The 19,980-nt window shown below is 68.7% G+C and carries 1 protein-coding gene (only partly in view); it reads right to left on the minus strand.

All coding sequences use genetic code 11. The features are described 5' to 3' along the window. Window positions 1-19,702 carry the 5' portion of a non-ribosomal peptide synthase/polyketide synthase gene (locus tag IBX22_RS13815; protein ID WP_194815986.1) on the minus strand. The gene continues 17,315 nt to the left of window position 1, outside the view, so the window shows 19,702 of its 37,017 coding nt (coding positions 1-19,702); it begins with the start codon at window positions 19,700-19,702; the stop codon falls past the left edge of the window. Window positions 19,703-19,980: the final 278 nt, after the last annotated feature.

The raw sequence follows: 19,980 nt of genomic DNA on the forward strand, positions 1-19,980 counted from the left end.
TGACGAGGTGGTGCGCGATCACGATCAGGCGGCCCATGCGGCCGGCGTCCGACGGCTCGAGCCAGACGAACCGAACCACGACGCCGGCACCGGGATCCAAGCGATCCAGCGCGGAATCCAGAGCGGCCGTGGCGATCTCGACGAGCTCGTCGTCGGACACCGTGGCGTCGAACTCGACTCGCTCGATCAGCGCGTCGACATCGACACTGCCGGGTGCGGCGGTCTCGACAAGCCACTCGTCACCGTCGCGGCGCAAGCTCGCGCGCAGCATGTCGTGGCGATCGATGACCGCGCCGACGGTCTTGGCGATACCCGCCCGATCGATGCCGATCGGCAGCTCGAGCGCCATGGTCTGGTTGAACCGGCCGAACGAGCCCTGCCGCTCCGCCATGAAGCGCACCACCGGGGTGAGCGGCATGGTGCCGACTCCCCCGCCGGGCAGCTCGTCCAGCACGATCGCGGAAGCCTCCGCGGCTTCGGCGGTTTCGGCCACCGCGGCCAGTCCGGCGACGGTGCGCTGCTCGAAGACGTGCCGCGGCGTGAACACCACGCCACGGGCCTTCGCCCGCGAAACCAGCTGAATGGAGACGATGCTGTCGCCGCCGAGCGCGAAGAAGGAATCGTCGACGCCGACCCGCTCCAGGCCGAGCACCTCGGCGAACACCTCGGCGATGGTCTGCTCGACCGGGGTGCGTGCGGCGCGGAAGGTGACCTCGGTGGCGAACACCGGCTCCGGCAACGCCTTCCGGTCCAGCTTGCCGACCGGGTTCAGCGGTACGTGGTCGAGCACCATGATCGACGACGGCACCATGTAGGCGGGCAGCCGGTCCTCGAGCATGGCGGTGAGGGCCGCGATATCGATCGAACGACCCGGCGCGGCAACGACATACGACACCAGCGAGGTGGCGCCGGCCGCGTTCTTGTGGCCGAGGGTGGCAGCGAAGTCGACGGTCTCGTGCGCGCTGAGGGCGCTGTCGATCTCGCCGAGCTCGATGCGGAAACCGCGCACCTTCACCTGGAAGTCGCTGCGGCCCACGTACTCCACCGCACCGTCCGCGGTCCAGCGGACCACGTCACCGGTGCGGTACATGCGCTCGCCCGCGGCGAACGGGTGGGCGACGAAACGGTCGGCGCTCAGGCCCGGGCGGGCGTGGTAGCCGCGCGCCAGCTGGATACCGGCGATGTAGAGCTCACCGGCCACACCGACGGGCACCGGCCGCAACCGGTTGTCCAGGATCAGCGACTGGATACCGCGGATCGGACCGCCGATCGGCATCGGGTCACCCGCGGCCAGCGGGGTGCTGATGTTGACCACCATGGCGGTCTCGGTCGGGCCGTACACATTGTGGAATCGGCGAATCGTTCCGTCCGGCAACGGGGTTGCCCACTTGGCGATCAGCTCCGGCGAGTACGCCTCGCCACCGACCGCCAGCAGCCGCAGGTCGTCCAGATCGTTCGGCGCCATGGTCGCCAGCGCGGCCGGGGTGATGAAGATGTGGCTGACCCGCTCGCGGCGGATCACCTCGGTCAGTTCGTCACCGCCGTACACGCCGGTCGGCACCACCACGAGCGCGCCGCCCGGGCCGAGCGCGAGCAGCAGCTCCAGGATCGAGGCGTCGAAGCTCGGAGAGGCGAATTGCAGTGCGCGGCTGGACGAATCGAGCTTGTAGTTCTCGATCTGCGCGGTCGCGAAGTTGGCCAGCACGGCGTGCGAGACCACGACGCCCTTGGGCAGGCCGGTGGAGCCGGAGGTGTAGATGACGTAGGCGGCGCTGTCGGTGCGCAGCGGGCTGACCCGGTCGGCGTCGGTGATTTCGCCGCCGTCGTAGCCGTCGAGGTCGAGGTCTTCGAGCACCAGCCAGCGCGTGGACTGCGGCAGATCGTCGCGCACAGCGGCGACCGTAAGACCAACGGGCGAGCCGGAATCGGTGAGCATGTGCTCGATACGGTCGGCCGGGTAGGTCGGGTCGACCGGCACGAACGCGGCGCCGGTCTTGGACACCGCGAGCGACACGAGCCAGGAGTCGGCCGACCGCGGAATGCTGACGACGACCAGGTCCTCGGTACCGATGCCTTCGGCGATCAGCAAGCGCGCCAGGCGGTTCGAGCGCTCGTCGAGCTCCCCGTAGGACAGAGTTGTCCCCTGGTACACGATCGCGGGCGCCTGCGGATCCCGCGCGGCGGCCGCGACCAGCAGGTCGGGCAGGGTGCGCGGCGCGACGGCGGGTCCACCGGTGCGGGCGAGCAGATCGGTGCGCTCGCCGGCGTCGAGCACCTCGATATCGCCGACGGTGATCGCCGGGTCGGCGGCGACGGCCTCCAGCACGCGCTGCAGTCGCGTCGCGAATCCGGCGGCGGTCGACTCGTCGAACAGCTCGGTCGCGTAGGTGAGCGCGAGAGTGGTTGCGCCCGTCGCGTTCTCGGCGAAGGTGAACTGCAGGTCGAAGCGCGCGACGCTCTCGTCGAGATCGAGCGCGGACACGGTGAGGCCGGGCAGTTCCAGGCTGGTGCGATCCAGGTTCTGGAAGGCCAGCGCCACCTGGAACAGCGGGTTGCGCGCCTGCGAGCGTTCCGGCGCGAGCAGTTCCACGAGCCGCTCGAACGGGACATCGGCGTTGCCGAAGGCGTCCAGGTCGGTGCCGCGGGCCCGGTCGAGCAGGTCGGCGAACGACTCCGAACCCTGAATTCCGGTGCGCAGCACCAGGGTGTTGACGAACATGCCGACGAGGTCGTCGAGCGCCTGCTCGCCACGGCCCGCGATCGGGGAGCCGATCGCGATGTCCTCGGTGCCGGACAGACGGGCCAGCAGCACCGCGAGCGCGCTGTGCATGACCATGAACAGCGACGCACCGCGTTGGCGGGCAACGTCTTCCAGTGCCGCGACGAGTTCGCCGGGCAGTTCGCGCTGCAGCGTGGCGCCGCGGTGCGAGGCGACGGCCGGACGCGGCCGATCGGTGGGCAGCGTCAGTTCGTCGGGGATACCGGCGAGCGCCTGCTGCCAGTAGGCGACCTGACGGGCCATCAGCGAATCCGAATCGTCTTCGCTGCCGAGGACTTCGCGCTGCCAGAGCGCGAAGTCGGCGTACTGCACTTCCAGCGGCGCCCAGCCGGGCGCGCTGTCCTGAGTGCGCGCGGTGTAGGCGGTCATCACGTCGCGGGTCAGCGGGCCCATGGAGAAGCCGTCACCGGCGATGTGGTGCACGACGACGACCAGGACGTGCTCGGTGCGGTCGGCCGCTGCGTCGGTTACCGCGTAGAGGCGGGTGCGCAGCGGCACTTCCTCGGCGACGTCGAAGCCGACGGTGACGAATTCCGTTACCGCGGTGATCAGTTCGGCCGCCGCGACCGGCACCGGGTGCAGATCGAGTTCGATGTCCTCGGCCGGGACGATCACCTGGACCGGGCTGCCACCGTGCTCGGGGTAGCGGGTGCGCAGCGATTCGTGGCGGCGCACCACATCGGCGACCGCGAGTCGCAGGGCCTCGACGTCGAGCGCGCCGGTGAGGCGCATGGCCAGCGGCAGGTTGTAGGCCGCAGAAGCCGTGTCGTACTTGTTGAGGAACCACATGCGCTGCTGCGCGAACGACAGCGGTACCAGGTCATCGGTCTTGCGCGGGCGCGCGACCAGGCGAGCACGCGCGTCGCCGGTGTGCGATTCCACCCGGGCCGCGAGCGCTTCCACGGTCGAGGCCTCGAACAGCGCGCGCACCGGAACGGTGGTGCCGAGCGCGGCGCCGATCCGGGACACCACCCGGGTCGCGATGAGCGAGTTGCCGCCGAGTTCGAAGAAGTCGTCGTCGACACCCACCCGCGGCAGGTCCAGCACGTCGGCGAAGACCGCCGCGACCGTCTCCTGCACCGGGGTGACCGGAGCCCGGAACTTGCGCGCCTGCACGGCGGGCGCGGGCAGCGCACGACGGTCCAGCTTGCCGTTGACGGTCAGCGGAATCCACTCGAGCCGCACCAGCGCCGTGGGCACCATGTAGGACGGCAGCCGCTCACCGGCGCCCGCGCGCACCACGTCCAGATCCGGCGCCACATCCGGCTCGGAGACCACGTACGCGACGATGCGCTGATCGCCCGGCTGGTCCTCGCGCACGATGACCGCGGCCTGCGCGATACCCGGCTGGGCCAGCACGGCGGCTTCGATCTCACCGAGCTCGATGCGGAAACCGCGGACCTTCACCTGATCGTCGGCACGGCCCAGGTATTCGAGTTCGCCGAAGCGGTTCCAGCGCGCCAGGTCGCCGGAGCGGTACAGGCGTGAACCGCCGGCGTCGAGCGGGTTGGCCACGAACCGGGTCGCGGTGAGGTCGGCGCGGCGCAGGTAGCCGCGCGCCAATTGCGGTCCGGCGACATACATTTCGCCCGCGACACCGACCGGGACCGGCTGCAGCCGGTTGTCGAGCACGAACACCCGCAGACCGGCGATGGCGCGGCCGACGATGCTGCCGGAGGCGGCGGCGATGGTCGCGGCGTCCAGCGCGCGGTAGGAGACGTGCACCGTGGTCTCGGTGATGCCGTACATGTTGACCAGCAGCGGACCGGTCCCCGCGGCGAGGCCGTCGCCGTGGCGCGCGATCCAGTCACCGAGCCTGCGCAATTCGAGCGCCTCGCCGCCGAACACCACGTAGCGCAAGGCCAGCGGTGCGGCGCCCGGTGCGGCGTTGCGATCCGCTTCGGCCAGTTGGTAGAACGCGGACGGGGTCTGGTTGAGCACCGTAACCCGTTCCACGCGAAGCAGTTCCAGGAACTGCTCGGGCGAGCGCGAGGTGTAGTAGTCGACGACCACCACGGTGCCGCCGAACAGCAGCGGGCCCCACAGCTCCCACACCGAGAAGTCGAAGGCGTAGGAGTGGAACAGCGTCCACACGTCCTCGGCGCCGAAGCCGAAGTCGCGATCGGTATTCGCGAACAGCCGCACCACATTCCGGTGCGCGACCGCGACGCCCTTGGGGCGGCCGGTGGAGCCGGAGGTGTAGATGACATAGGCGACGTGATCCGGCGACAGCGGCGCGTTGCGGTCGGCGTCGGTGATCGGCAGGTCGTCGGCGTCCTCGACATCGCCGGTCTCCACGGCGAATCCGTCCAGCACCACGCTCGGCAGCTCGGACGGGACCCGCACCTGAACGGTGGAATCCAGGATGACGCTGGTCGGCCGGGAATCCTCGAGCACGTAGGCGATGCGGTCGGCCGGGTAGGTCGGGTCCACCGGCACATAGCCCGCGCCGGTCTTCACCACGGCGAGCAGCGCGACCACCAGGTCGAGCGAGCGCGGCAGGATCACCGCGACCAGCTTCTCCGGGCCCGCGCCGTCGGCGATCAGCCTGCGCGCCAGCACATTCGCGCGGCGATCGAGTTCGCTGTAGGTCAGCGCCTCGTTGCCGAATTTGGCGGCGGTGTGGTGCGGATGCGCGGCCACCATCTCGTCGAACAGGTCGACCAAGGTGATCTCGGAATCGGCGAACCGCCCTGTGGCGGTATCGATTCCGGAGGACACCCAGCGCTGCGAGACATCGAGCCGCTCGGCCTCACCGAGCAGATCGATATCGCCGACGACTACTGCGGGATCCTCGGCGACGCTGTGCAGGATGCGCACCAGGCGATCGGCGAAGGACGCGACCGTCTCCGGATCGAACAGTTCGGTGGCGTAGTTCCAGGACAGCGCCATCGCGCCGTCGCGGGTCGTACCCACGGTCAGCTGCACGTCGAACTTCGCTGTGCCCGCGTCGAATTCGACGACATCGAGGTCGAGACCCGACAGTGCGACGGTGCCCATATCGGACGCCGAGGCGGCCTCGAAGGTGAGCGCCACCTGGAACAGCGGGTGATGCGCCTGCGACCGGGCCGGGCTGAGTACGTCCACGAGCCGCTCGAACGGCACGTCAGCGTGCGCGAATGCCGCCAGGTCGGTGCGGCGCACCTGCTCGAGCAGGTCACTGAACTTCGCGCCGAGGTCGACCTCGCTGCGCAGCACCAGGGTGTTGACGAACATGCCGACCAGGTCGTCCAGCGCGCGTTCACCACGCCCGGCGACGGGGGTGCCGATGGCGATGTCGGTGCTGTTGGACAGTCGCGCCGCCCAGGTCGCGAGCGCGGCGTGCACCACCATGAACAGGGTGACGCCGTGCGCGCGGGCGGTGTCCTCGAGCGCCTGCCGCAGCTCGGCGTCGATCGAGAAGTTGTGCAGGCCACCGGTGTTGGCGGCGATCTCCGGACGCGGGCGGTCGGCGGGCAGCTCGATCTGCTCGGGCAAGTCACGCAGCTGCTCGGTCCAGTACGAGATCTGGCGGGCGGCAACCGATTCCGAATCGCTCTCGGAACCGAGCACCTCGGCCTGCCAGAGCGCGTAGTCCGCGTACTGCACCTCCAGCGGCGCCCAGCCGGGCACCTCATCGCGCGCACGCTCGGTGTAGGCGACCACGACATCGCGCAGCAGCGGGCGCAGCGAGAAGCCGTCACCGCTGATGTGGTGCATGACCAGCACCGCGACGTGGGTGCGATCGTCCAGGCGCAGCAGCTGCGCGCGAAACGGGATCTCGGTGGTCACGTCGAAGTGCACGCTCGCCAGTTCGACGATGCGCGAAGTCAATTCGGCCGCGGTGACCGGCTGCGCGGTGAGCTCGAACCGGACTTCGTCGGCGGGCAGCACCTGCTGGAAACCGGTGCCCTCCACCTCGGGGTAGACGGTGCGCAGCGCCTCGTGCCGCGCGAGCACGTCGCCGATGGCGGCGCTCAGCGCGGCCACGTCCAGCTCGCCGGTCAGGCGGATCGCGACCGGGATGTTGTTGACGGCAGTCTGGTTGTCGAAGCGGTTCAGGAACCACATCCGCTGCTGCGCGAGCGACAGCGGCACCAGATCCGGGCGCGGACGCGCGGTCAGCGGCGCCCGGCCGCCCTGTCCCGCAGCGGATTCCACGCGCGCGGCCAACGCCGCGACATTGGCGGTCTCGAACAGCAGCCGCACCGGCACCTGGGTGTCGAGGGCTTCGCCGAGGCGCGCCGCGACCTGGGTCGCGACCAGGGAGTTGCCGCCGAGGGCGAAGAAGTCGTCGTCGAGACCGACCCGGTCCACGCCGAGCACCTCGCCGAAGATTCCGGCGACGATCTGCTCCACCGGGGTAGCCGGGGCGCGGAATTCGCGCGCCTCGAACACCGGTTCCGGCAGGGCCTTGCGATCCAGCTTGCCGGAGGCGTTGAGCGGGAACTCCTCGAGCACCAGGTAGGCCGCGGGCACCATGTAGGCAGGCAGCTGCCGGCCCAGGGTGTCCTTGACCGATTCGATGTCGATGGCCCGGTCCGGGTTCGCCACCAGGTAGGCGACCAGCTGATCGCCGGTGTGCTCGTCGTGGCGCACCACGACCACGGCCTGGGAGACCGAACCCTGTGCGGTGAGCGCGGATTCGATCTCGCCGAGCTCGATGCGCAGGCCGCGGACCTTCACCTGGAAGTCGGTGCGGCCCAGGTATTCCAGTTCCCCGCCCGGGGTCCAGACCACGAGATCGCCGGTGCGGTAGGCGCGTGCGCCCGGGGCGCCGTACGGGTTGGCGACGAAACGGTCGGAGGTCAGGTCGGGGCGGCCGACGTACCCATAGGCGAGCTGCGCGCCCGCCAGGTACAGCTCACCCGGGACGCCCACCGGCACCGGATGCAGGCGCGCGTCGAGCACCAGCACCTGGGTGTTGAACACCGGCGCGCCCATCGGCACCGAGCTGATGTCGGCGTCGACGACCTCGTGGAAGGTCACCTCGACCGCGGCCTCGGTGGGTCCGTACAGGTTGTGCACGCGGGCGCCGGTCAGCTCCCGGATCCGCTGCGCGGCCGGTGCGGGCAGGCCCTCACCCGAGCAGAACACGTGCCGCAGCGAAACACAGTGCGCGGCAGCGTCTTCGTTGATGAACATGCTCAGCATGGACGGCACGAAGTGCGCGGTGGTGATCTGCTCGCGCTGGATCAGCTCGGCCAGGTAGGCGGGATCGCGGTGCCCGTCCGGCTTGGCGATGACCAGGCGCGCGCCGATCTGCAAGGGCCAGAAGAACTCCGGCACCGAGACGTCGAAGGTGGACGGCGTCTTCTGCAGGCCGACGTCCTCGGCCGACAGCCCGTACTGGGCGTGCATCCACACCATGCGGTTGACGATCGCGGCATGCGAGACCGCGACGCCCTTGGGGCGGCCGGTGGAGCCGGAGGTGAAGATGACGTAGGCGGTGTTGCCCGGGCGCAGCGGGCGGTGCCGCTCGGCGTCGGTCAGCGGGGCGGCGGAGAACTCCGCCAGATCCAGCTGATCGATGCGCACTTGCCGGGTGGAGGTGGCGGCCAGGTCGTCGCCCGAGGTGAGGACGCAGACCGGGCGGGCGGTGTCGAGGATGTGCTCGATGCGCTCGGCCGGGTGGTCCGGATCCAGCGGCACGTACGCGCCGCCCGCGGCCTGCACCGCGTAGACGCCGACGAGCAGGTCCAGCGAACGCCGCATACCCAGGGCGACATACGATTCCGGGCCCACCCCGGCTTGCTTGAGCCAGCGCGCCAGGCGGTGCACCCGCGCGGCGAACTCGGCGTAGGACAGACTCGTCCCCTCGAAGGTGAGCGCGGTCGCGTCCGGGGTGCGCTCCACCTGAGCTTCGAACATCGACACCAGGGTCGCGGCAGCGTCGCCGACCGGGGAGGTCAGCGCGGCATCGACGGCGAATTCGGTGTCGTTCCACTGGTTCAGCACCAGCGCGCGTTCGGCGTTGTCGAGCAGTTCGATATCGCCGATGGTGATCGACGGGTCGGCGGCGATACCTTCGAGCACGCGCACGAAGCGATCGGCGAACGCGTAGGCGAACGCGTTGTCGAAAAGATCGGTGGCGAACACCAGCTCGGCGTCCATGGCCGACTCGTTGCCCGTGCCCGGCACCTCGCCGAGCGACAGTTGCAGATCGAACTTGGCTGTCGGCTGGTCGATTTCGAGTTCCGAGACCCGCAGGCCCGGCAGTTCCAGCGCGGTCCGGCCCAGGTTCTGGAAGGACAGCATCACCTGGAACAGCGGATGCCGCGACTGCGAACGGGCCGGGTTGAGCACCTCGACCAGCCGCTCGAACGGCACGTCGGTGTGCGCGAACGCCTGCAGATCGCGTTCCCGGACCTGCGCGAGCAGGTCGGTGAACGACTGCGCCGCATCGACATTCGTGCGCAGCACCAGGGTGTTGACGAACATGCCGACCAGGTCGTCGAGACCCTGCTCGCCACGGCCGGCGGCCGGAATGCCGATGGCGATGTCCTCGGTGCCGCTCATCCGCGCGAGCAGCGCGGCGAACGCGCCGTGCACCACCATGAACAGCGTGGTGCCGTTGGCGTGCGCGACCCGGTTCAGCTCGGCGGACAGCTCGGCGGGGACCCGGAACCGGTGTGTCCCAGCGTGATACGACGCGACGGCGGGCCGCTGCTTGGTGGACAGCCGCAGCTCTTCGGGCAGGCCGTCGAGGGCGTCGCGCCAGTAGTTCAGCTGCCCGGCGATCAGCGAACCCGGGTCGTTTTCGGAGCCGAGGGTGTCGCGCTGCCACACCGCGTAGTCGATGTACTGCACGGCCAGCGGCGACCAGCCCGGCACCGAGTCGGCGCGGCGCGCCACATAGGCGGCCATGAGGTCGCGCACCAGCGGGCGCATCGAGAAACCGTCCGCCGCGATGTGATGCACGACGACGGCGAGCACATAATCCTGGGTGGTGTCGCGCCAGCGGTGGCCGCCACCCTGGCGGGCATCGACCTGGAAGACCCGCAACCGGACCGGCGGTTCGGCGGTGACGTCGAAGCCCTCGATCGCGAAATCGTAAAGCGCGGCGGCGATTTCGGTCTCGGAGACGTAATCGACGTCCAACCGCGGCACGGCCTGCGAGGCGGGCAGCACCTGCTGATAGGCGATGCCCTCGTGCGACGGGTAGACGGTGCGCAGCGATTCGTGCCGCGCGATGACGTCGGCGACGGCCTGCCGCAGCGCGTCGATGTCCAGGGCGCCGTGCAGGCGCACCGCGACCGGAATATTGCTGGCGGCGGAGTCGGAGTCGAAGCGGTTCAGGAACCACATGCGCTGCTGGGCGAGCGAGAGCGGCGGGTACTCCGGGCGCTCGACCGGGGCCAGTGCCGGGCGGGCGCCGGTGCCCGCGTGTGCCTCCATGCGGCTTGCCAGCGCGCCGACGGTCGGCGCCTCGAACAGCAGGCGGACCGGGACGCGGGTGTCCAGGGCGCCGCTCAGGCGGGCGACGACCTGGGTGGCGATCAGCGAGTTGCCGCCGAGGTCGAAGAAGTCGTCGTCCAGGCCGACGGGGCGCTCGGTCAGGCCGAGCACCTCGGCGAAGGTTTTCGCGACGATCTGCTCGATCGGGGTGCCCGGGGCGCGGAACTCGCGGGCCTCGAAGACCGGCTCCGGCAAGGCTTTCCGGTCCAGTTTGCCGTTGGGGTTCAACGGCATGACATCGAGCACGACGATGGCGGTGGGCACCATGTAGGACGGCAGCAGGGCGCTCAGGTGTGCACGCAACTCGTCCAGGTCGAGCGCGGCGTCACCGGCGGGCACGACGTAGCCGACGAGCTGGTCGCCGGTGCGGGCATCCGAGCGCACCAGCGCGACCGACTGGGCGACGGATTCGTGTGCGCTGAGCGCGGTTTCGATCTCGCCGAGCTCGATGCGCAGGCCGCGTAGCTTGACCTGGAAGTCGGTGCGGCCGAGGTAGACGATGGCGCCGTCGGCGGTGCGGGTGACGAGGTCGCCGGTGCGGTACATGCGCTGGCCGTTGGTCCCGAAGGGGTTGGCCACGAAGCGATCCGCGGTCAGGTCGACCCGGCCGTAGTAGCCGCGCGCCAGCTGATCGCCCGCGAGGTAGAGCTCACCCGCGACGCCGGACGGGACCGGGTGCAGCCGCGAATCCAGCACGTAGGCCTGGGCATTCCAGACCGGCAGGCCGATCGGGACCGCGCCCTCCACCATGTCGGCGACCGGGGCGTGGGTGGCGTGGACAGTGAATTCGGTTGGACCGTACAGGTTGTGGAGTTCGGCGGAGCTGACCCGTCGGATCGCTTTGACCTGATCACCGGTGAAGGCTTCACCGGCGATGAACAGGGTGCGCAGCGACGCGAGCTTCGCCGCGCCACCGGCGGTGTCGGCGCTGCCCGCGAAGACAGTCAGCATCGAGGGCACGAACGAGGTCATGGTGACCCGCTCGGCTTCGATCACGTCGGCGAGGTATTGCGGATCGCGGTGCCCGTCCGGGCCGGCGACGACGATGCGGCCGCCGGTGCTCAACGGGCCGAACAACTCCCACACCGACACGTCGAAGGTGGCGGGGGTCTTGAACAGCACCACGTCGTGCGCGCCGATGCCGTATTCGCCGGTGATCCAGCGGATCTGGTTCACGACCGCGGCATGCGAGACCGCGACACCCTTGGGGCGGCCGGTCGAACCGGAGGTGAAGATGACGTAGGCGGGGTGCTGCGAACGCAGCGGGGCGATGCGCTCGGCATCGGTGACCATGGCGGCGGAGTAGCCCGATAGGTCCGCGTCATCGACCGAGAGCGTGGGCAGACCGGTGGCGTCGAACTCGTCCCGGGACGTGGTCAGCACACAGACCGGTGCCGCCGATTCCAGGACGTAGCCGATGCGTTCGGCGGGCTGATCGAGGTCGAGCGGCACGTAGCCGCCGCCCGCGGCCTGCACGGCGTAGGCGGCCACGACCAGGTCGGTCGAGCGGCGCAAGCCGAGAGCGACCAGGGATTCCGGGCCGACACCGGCCTCGATGAGGCGGCGGGCCAGCCGGTTGACCCGGCTCGCGAACTCGGCGTAGGTCAGTGCCGAACCGGTTTCCGGATCCACGACAGCGACATTGTCCGGGGTCGCCTCGACCTGTGCCGCGAACTCCGCGACCAGTGTGCCCTCGGTGTCGAAATGCCGTGCGGTGTGGTTCCAGCCGAGCAGGGCCAGGTCACGTTCACGCTCGTCGAGCAGGTCGATATCGCCGATCGCGACATTCGGGTCGGCGATGATCGCGGCCAGGATCCGGTCCAGGCGGCTGGCGAACGCCGCGACGGTGCCTTCGTCGAAAAGGTCCAGCGCATAGGAGAACTCGGCCGACATCCCGGTCGATTCGCCGTGTTCGTCCTGGATCTCCTGCAACGTCAGCTGCAGATCGAACTTCGCCAGACCGGCGTCGTAATCGATGCCGTTGATCGACAGGCCGGGCAGTTCCAGGTTGGCCTGCTTGGTGTTCTGGAACGCCAGCATCACCTGGAACAGCGGGTGGCGGGCTTGGGAACGCGCCGGGTTGAGCACCTCGACCAAACGCTCGAACGGCACGTCGGCGTGGGCGAAGGCGTGCAGGTCGGTTTCGCGGGAGGTGGCCAGCAGATCGGCGAAGCTCGCCGACTCCTCGATCCGGGTCCGCAACACCAAGGTGTTGACGAACATGCCGATCAGGTCGTCGAGCGCGGCCTCACCACGACCGGCGACCGGGGTTCCGATAGCGATGTCGGCGCTGCCCGACAGCCGCGCCAGCAACACCGCCAGCGCGCTGTGCAGCACCATGAACGGTGAGGCGTTGTACTTGCGGCCCAGCTCGATCAACGCGCGCTGAGTCTGTCCGGAGATCACGAACGGATAGGTGCCACCGCGGTAGCTGGCCACCGCCGGACGCGGCCGATCCGAGGGCAACACCAATTCGTCAGGCAGATCGGCCAGTTCACGCGCCCAGTAGGCGATCTGGTTGGAGATCAACGACTTCGGGTCCTCCTCGGACCCGAGGACCTCGCGCTGCCACAGCGAGTAGTCGGCGTACTGCACCGGCAGCTCCGACCAGGCCGGGGGCTCCCACAGGGTGCGCGCGGCGTAGGCGACCATCACATCACGCGCCAGCGGCCCCATCGACCAGCCGTCGGCGGAGATGTGATGCATCACCATGCCGAGCACATACTCGGTATCGCTGATCTCGAAAAGCCGTGCGTGCAAAGGCACTTCGCTGGTGACATCGAAAGCCATCGACGCCAGATCGATCAAATGCTCGAACAACGTCGACTCGGTCACCCGATACGGCGTCAGGTCCGGCACGATCTGCGCCGCGTCGAGCACCACCTGCACCGGGCCGCCCGCGGTCTCCGGGAAGACGGTGCGCAGCGACTCGTGCCGGTCGATCACGTCGATCACCGCGACCTGCAGCGCGGCGACATCGAGTTCACCGGACAGGCGGATGGCGACCGGGATGTTGTTGACCGCGGACTCGGTGTCGAAGCGGTTCAGGAACCACATGCGCTGCTGCGCAAGGGAAAGCGGCACTTCCTCGGGACGCTCGCGGGCGACCAGCGCCTTGCGGGCGCCGTCACCGGCACGCGATTCCACGCGGGCGGCCAGCGCCGCCACCGTGGAGGCGTCGAAGAGCATGCGCACCGGGACGCGGGTGTCCAGCGCGATGCCGAGGCGGGAGGCGACCTGGGTCGCGATCAGCGAGTTGCCGCCGAGTTCGAAGAAGTCGTCGTCGACGCCGATCCGGGAGATGCCGAGCACCTCGCCGAAGATCTGGGCGACGATCTCCTCGATCGGAGTCGAGGGGGCGCGGAAGGTCTTGACCTCGAAGATGGGCGCGGGCAACGCCTTACGGTCCAGCTTGCCCGAGGCGTTGAGCGGGAACTCGTCGAGCACGACGAACGCCGAGGGCACCATGTATGCGGGCAGTTCACCCGCCAGCTCGGTGCGGACGCCATCGATATCGATCAAATGACCCGCGGCCGCGATGACATAGGCGACCAACTGATCACCGAGGCGATCATCCGAACGCACCAGCACCACAGCCTGAGCGATCGACTCCAAACCGGTGAGGGCGGCTTCGATCTCGCCGAGCTCGATCCGCAGACCACGCAGCTTCACCTGGAAGTCGGTGCGGCCCAAGTACTCCAGCTCACCATCGGCAGTCCAGGTGACCAAGTCACCGGTGCGGTACATCCGCGCACGATCGGCGCCGAACGGATTCGCCACAAAGCGGTCGGCACTCAGGTCGGGGCGGGCGACATAGCCGCGCGCCAACTGCACACCAGCCAGATACAGCTCACCCGCGACACCCACCGGGACCGGGTTCAGACGCGAATCCAGCACGTACACCTGGGTGTTGAACACCGGCGCGCCGATCGGCACCGACACCGTGTCCGCGACCGTGACCTCGTGATAGGTGACGTCGACCGCGGCCTCGGTGGGGCCGTACAGGTTGTGCAGGCGCGCACCGGTCATCGACATCAACCGCTGCGCGGTCGCGGCCGGAAGCGCCTCACCGGAGGCGAAAACATTACGGAGGCTGTGGCATTCGTCCGGACGCAGCTCGGCCACGAACACCGACATCATCGACGGCACGAAGTGCGCCGTGGTGACCTGCTCCTCGGTGATCACGTCGATCAGGTACGAGGGGTCGCGGTGGCCGTCGGGCTTGGCGACGACCAGGCGGGCGCCGATCTGCAAGGGCCAGAAGAACTCCCACACCGACACGTCGAAGGTGGCCGGAGTCTTCTGCAGCACCACGTCGGTACCGGCGAGCCCGTACTCGGACTGCATCCACACCAGGCGGTTCACGATCGCGGCATGCGAGACCGCGACACCCTTCGGGCGGCCCGTCGAACCGGAGGTGAAGATCACGTAGGCGGTATTCGAACCACGCAGCGCCCCGCGGCGTTCGGTCTCCGAGACCGGCGCGGCCGAGTACTCGGACAGATCGAGCTCGTCGATCTCGATGGCGGGCACCGAACCGGCGTCGAAGTCGTCGCGCGAGGTCGTCAGCACACAGACCGGTGCCGCGGTCTCGAGCACGTAGTGGGTGCGCTCGGCCGGATGATCCGGATCCAGCGGCACATACGCGCCACCAGCCACGGTCACCGCGTACATGCCGACGACCAGCTCGAGCGAACGGCTCATGCCGAGCGCGACCATCGACTCCGGGCCAACGCCCAGCGAGATCAGGTGCCGGGCCAGCTGATTCACCCGCGCGCTGAACTCGGCGTAGGACAGACTTGTCCCCTCGAAGGTCAGCGCAGTCGCGTCGGGAGTGCGCGCGACCTGCGCCTCGAACATCGACACCAGGGTCCCGGCAGGCACCTCGTGCGCGGTCCGGTTCCACCCGGTGAGCACCTGGGTGCGTTCCCCGGCGTCGAGGATATCGATGTCGTGCACCTTGGATTCCGGTGCGGTGACAGCGGTTTCGAGCACCCGCAGGTAGCGGTTGGCGAACTCGGTGACCGTGCCGGCGTCGAACAGGTCGGTGGCGTAGGACACCACGGCGGTCATACCCGCCGGTTCGCCCTGCCCGCCGTGCTCTTCGGTGACGGTCCACTGCAGATCGAACTTGGCGATATCGACATCGAGCTCGTCGGCGGTGACCGTCAGCCCGGGCAACTCCAGCGTCGCGTGCGACATCTCCTGGAACGACAACATCACCTGGAACAGCGGATGCCGTGCCTGGGAGCGGGTCGGGTTGATCACCTCGACCAGGCGCTCGAACGGGATGTCGGCGTAGGAGAACGCCGCGAGATCGGTTTCACGTGTGTGCGAGAGCAATTCGGTGAACGGCTGGTTGCCGTCCACATCCGAACGCAACACCAGGGTGTTGACGAACATGCCGATCAGGTCGTCGAGGGCCTGCTCGCCACGACCGGCCACGGGGGTACCGATCGCGATGTCGCTGGTGCCCGACAGCCGCGCCAGCAGCACCGCCAGCGAGGCGTGCATCACCATGAACAGCGAAACACCCTGTGCCCGAGCCAAAGCCGAGAGACGGGTATGCAGATCGGCGTCGATGTCGAAGCTGATCCGGCTGCCGTGGAAGCTCTGCATCGGCGGACGCGGGCGGTCGGTCGGCAGGTCCAGCTGATCGGGCAGACCGGCCAATTGCCGCCGCCAGTAAGCGATCTCGCGGGCAGCCATGGAACCCGGATCGGATTCCGAGCCGAGCAGTTCACGCTGCCAGATGCTGTAGTCCTGGTACTGCACCGGCAGCGGGGCCCACGCCGGGACCTCCCCCGCCGCACGCGCCAGGTAGGCGGTCGCCACATCACGCGAGAGCGGCCCGAAGGAGAAACCGTCGGCGGCGATGTGGTGCACCACGAACGCGACCGCGTGATCGGGGGTGCCGTTGGTGGAGCCGCCGGTCACCTGATAGATCCGCACCCGGATCGGCAGTTCCCGCGACACATCGAAGCCGGTGGCCGCGAAAGCGGTCAGCGTGGACAGCAATTCGGATTCGTCGATGGCCTGCACCGAGATCGCGAGGTTGATCTCGTCGTCGGGCACCACCTGCTGGTAGCCGCCGTCCCCGGATTCCGGGAACACCGTGCGCAGCGATTCCTGACGCGCCATCACATCGTTGAGCGCGTCCCGCAAAGCCGGGATATCGACGTGGCCGCGCAGGCGGACCACGAACGGCAGGTTGTAAGTCGGTGCGGCCGGATCGAACTGGTTGATGAACCACATCCGCTGCTGCGCCAGCGACAGCGGCACCCGGGCGGGCAGCGGCTGCGCGACCAGCGGCGGACGCGAACCCTCGGTGGGAGCGGCGTTTTCGGCGCGCGCGGCGATACCGGCGACAGTCGGGGTCTCGAACAACGCCCGGACACCGATCTGGGTGCCGAACGCCGCACCGATCCGCGACACCACCTGGGTGGCGACCAGCGAGTTACCGCCGAGATCGAAGAAGTTGTCGTCGATACCCAGACGCTCCTGGGAGAGCACGTCGGCGAAGATCCCCGCCACGATGTGCTCGGCCTGCGTGCGCGGAGCCCGGAAACCAGCCGCATCGGCGCTGAACACCGGATCCGGCAAAGCCCTGCGGTCCAGCTTGCCGGAGGTGTTGAGCGGGAACGCCTCGAGCACCATCACCGAGGCGGGCACCATGTAGGCGGGCAGCTGCTCGGAAGCGAAACGCGTCAGCTCGACCGGATCGACCGACTGACCGGGCGCGGGCACGACGTAGGCGACCAGTTGCTGACCGGTCGCGGTATCGACCACCAGCACCGCGGACTGGCTGACCGCGGGATGGGCCAGAGTGACGGTTTCGATCTCACCGAGCTCGATGCGCTGGCCACGGAACTTGACCTGGAAGTCGGTGCGGCCGATGTACTCCAGCACACCGGCGGCGTTCCAGCGCACCAGGTCACCGGTGCGGTACATGCGAGAACCGTTGCCCGAGATCGGGTTCGCGACGAACCGGTCCGAGGTCAGGTCGGGGCGGCCGCGGTAGCCGCGGGCGAGCTGACGCCCACCCAGATACAACTCACCGGGAGCGCCGATCGCGGCCGGTCGCAAGCGCGAATCCAGCACGTAGACTTCGACATTCCACTCCGGGATACCGATCGGCACCGTGACGGTGTCGGCGGCGGTGGCCTCCCAGTAGGTCACCGAGACCGCGGCTTCGGTAGGGCCGTACAGGTTGTGCAGGCCGGCGGTGGAGATAGCGCGGAAACCGGCGGCGGTCTTCGGCGGCAGCGCCTCACCGATCACGTAAACCGCACGCAGCGTGGCGCATTGAGCCTTGGTGGCGTGCGCGACGAACACCGTCAGCATGGACGGTACGAAGTCGGTGACGGTGACGCCGTGGCGTTCGATCATGTCCGCGACGTAGAGCGGGTCGCGGTGGCCGTCGGGGCTGGCGATGACCAGCTTGCCGCCGACCATCAGCGGCATGAAATAGCCCCACAGCGACACGTCGAAGGTGGTCGCGGTCTTCTGCAGGTAGACATCGTCGGCGGTCAACCGGTACTCGCCGAGCATCCACAGCTCTTGGTTGACGATCGCGTGATGGGTGACCGCGACACCCTTGGGGCGTCCGGTGGAGCCCGAGGTGTAGATGACGTAGGCGGTGTTGTCCGGGCGCAGCGGCGCCAGGCGATCCGAATCGGTCACCGGCGCTTCGGAATAGGCCGAGGTGTCGAGGGTGTCGATGTGCACCCGGCGCATGTGCTCGGGCAGCTCGAGGTCGTCGTAGGACAGCGTCAGCACGCAGACCGGGTCGGCCGAGTCGAGGATGTAGGCGGTGCGGTCGGCCGGGTGATCCGGATCGATCGGCACATAGGCGCCACCGGCCTTGAGCACGGCGTGCATGCCGATGACCAGCTCCAGCGAACGCCGCATACCCAGCGCGACAAGCGATTCCGGGCCGACGCCGTCGGCGATCAGGAACCGGGCCAGCTGGTTGACCCGCGCGCCGAACTCGGCGTAGGTCAGCTGCTCGTCCTCGAAGACCAGGGCGATGTTGTCCGGGGTCAGCGGGATCTGCCAGTCCAGCAGGGCGGGCAGCGTGGTGACCGGGACCTCGTGCTCGGAGTCGTTCCAGTCCAGCAGCGTCTGCTCACGCTCGGCCTCGGAGGTGACCGGCAGGTCCCAGACCTTCGCCGCGCCGTCCGCGGCCAGGAACCGATCGAAGAACTCCAGGAAACGCGAATGATGCTGACGCGCTTCGGCCTCGGTGTAGAGATTCGGGTTGGTCTCGAAGTCGATATGCGAGCGCGAACCACCCTGGGAGGTATAGAAATTGACGCCCAGGTCCTCGATGGCGCCGGTCGAGAGCACATGCAGCGCGCCGGTCATCGAGCCCATGGTCAGCTCGTCGTTGAACAGCATGATGTTCACCCACGGACCGAAGAACTCGGTGGTGACCACGCCGTCGCCGGCCGCGTCGCGGCGGATGTCCTCGTGCCGGTAGCGCTGATGCCGCAGCGCACCCGACACCTCCACCGTCACCTGCTTGAGCAGGTCCGCGACCGTGGTGTCATAGGCGAGGCGCAGCCGCAGCGGCACGATATTCGATACCGCGCCGCCGGAACGGCGCATCGCCGCGGTCGTGCGCGCGGTCACCGGCAGGCTGAGGATCACGTCCTCGCGTCCGGTCCACTGCGCCAGATACGCGCCGAACGCCGCCAGCAGCAGCGGCGCCGAGCTCGAATCGTGCCGTGCGACCGTGGCGGCGAGACGCTCGTTCTGCGCGTCGGACAGCGCCGCGGTCACGATCCCGTTCAGCGGCGCCGGGCCCGCGTTGCGTCCGGTGAGGGTGGTGCCCTCCTCCAGACCCGCCACTCGCTCGGCCCAGTGCTGCTTGTCGGACTCGAAGCGGGTGCTGTCGCGGTAGGTGATCTCCTGCTGATACAGCGTCGGCAGATCGGCCACCTTGGCGGGCGTCGGCTCCGCGCCGGTCACGAAAGCGTGGTACAGCTCCGCGATTCTGTTCATATTGTTCATCGCGCCGAAGCCGTCGAGCACGATGTGGTGGGCGCGCGTGTACCAGAACCAGCGATCCTCGGACAGCCGCAGCGCGGCAGCCGTGATGAGCCGTTCGGTGGTCAGCTCGATCGGCTTGGAGTACTCCGCGCGCATCCACGTGTGCGCCGCGGCCTCCGGATCCGGCTCGTCGCGCAGATCCAGATAGGTCACCTGGTCCCAGGCGCCGATCGAGTGATCGACGAACTGCACCGGCTCGCCGTCGCGCTCGACGATGCGCACGAAGCCCGAACCCAGCTCGTGCGAGGCGGTGACACTGGCACGGGTCAGCGTGTCGACATCCAGATCACCGCGCAGATCGACATACTGGGCGATATTGATCGGCACCTGTGGATCGACGTGCTGGGCATACCAGATGCCCAGCTGCGCGGGCGACAGTGGGAAAAACTCCACACCAAAGTCGCTGTTCCCGCCCTCATCCAGCCGGTCCAACCGAAACCTCGCTTCCGGAACACCACGCAAGCGCTCCCCGACGACACCCGGACAGGACGCTCACCTATCGAAGCGTGGCGCCCGCGTATCCAGGTTCAGTTCTCATATCAATCAGGCACAAAAATGTTCATTGGCACTATCTGTCCAAGGTCGATCTCGTTACATGGGCTCGACCAAGCCCACTACCCACCGACCGGCATCGCCGGGACCTTCGCTGCAGACCACCGAAACAATCTACCGTCGCCGCCCACCCCTAACCAACCAAGATCCATAGCAAT

This window comes from Nocardia sp. XZ_19_385, from assembly GCF_015355755.1.
Classification (GTDB): Bacteria; Actinomycetota; Actinomycetes; order Mycobacteriales; family Mycobacteriaceae; genus Nocardia.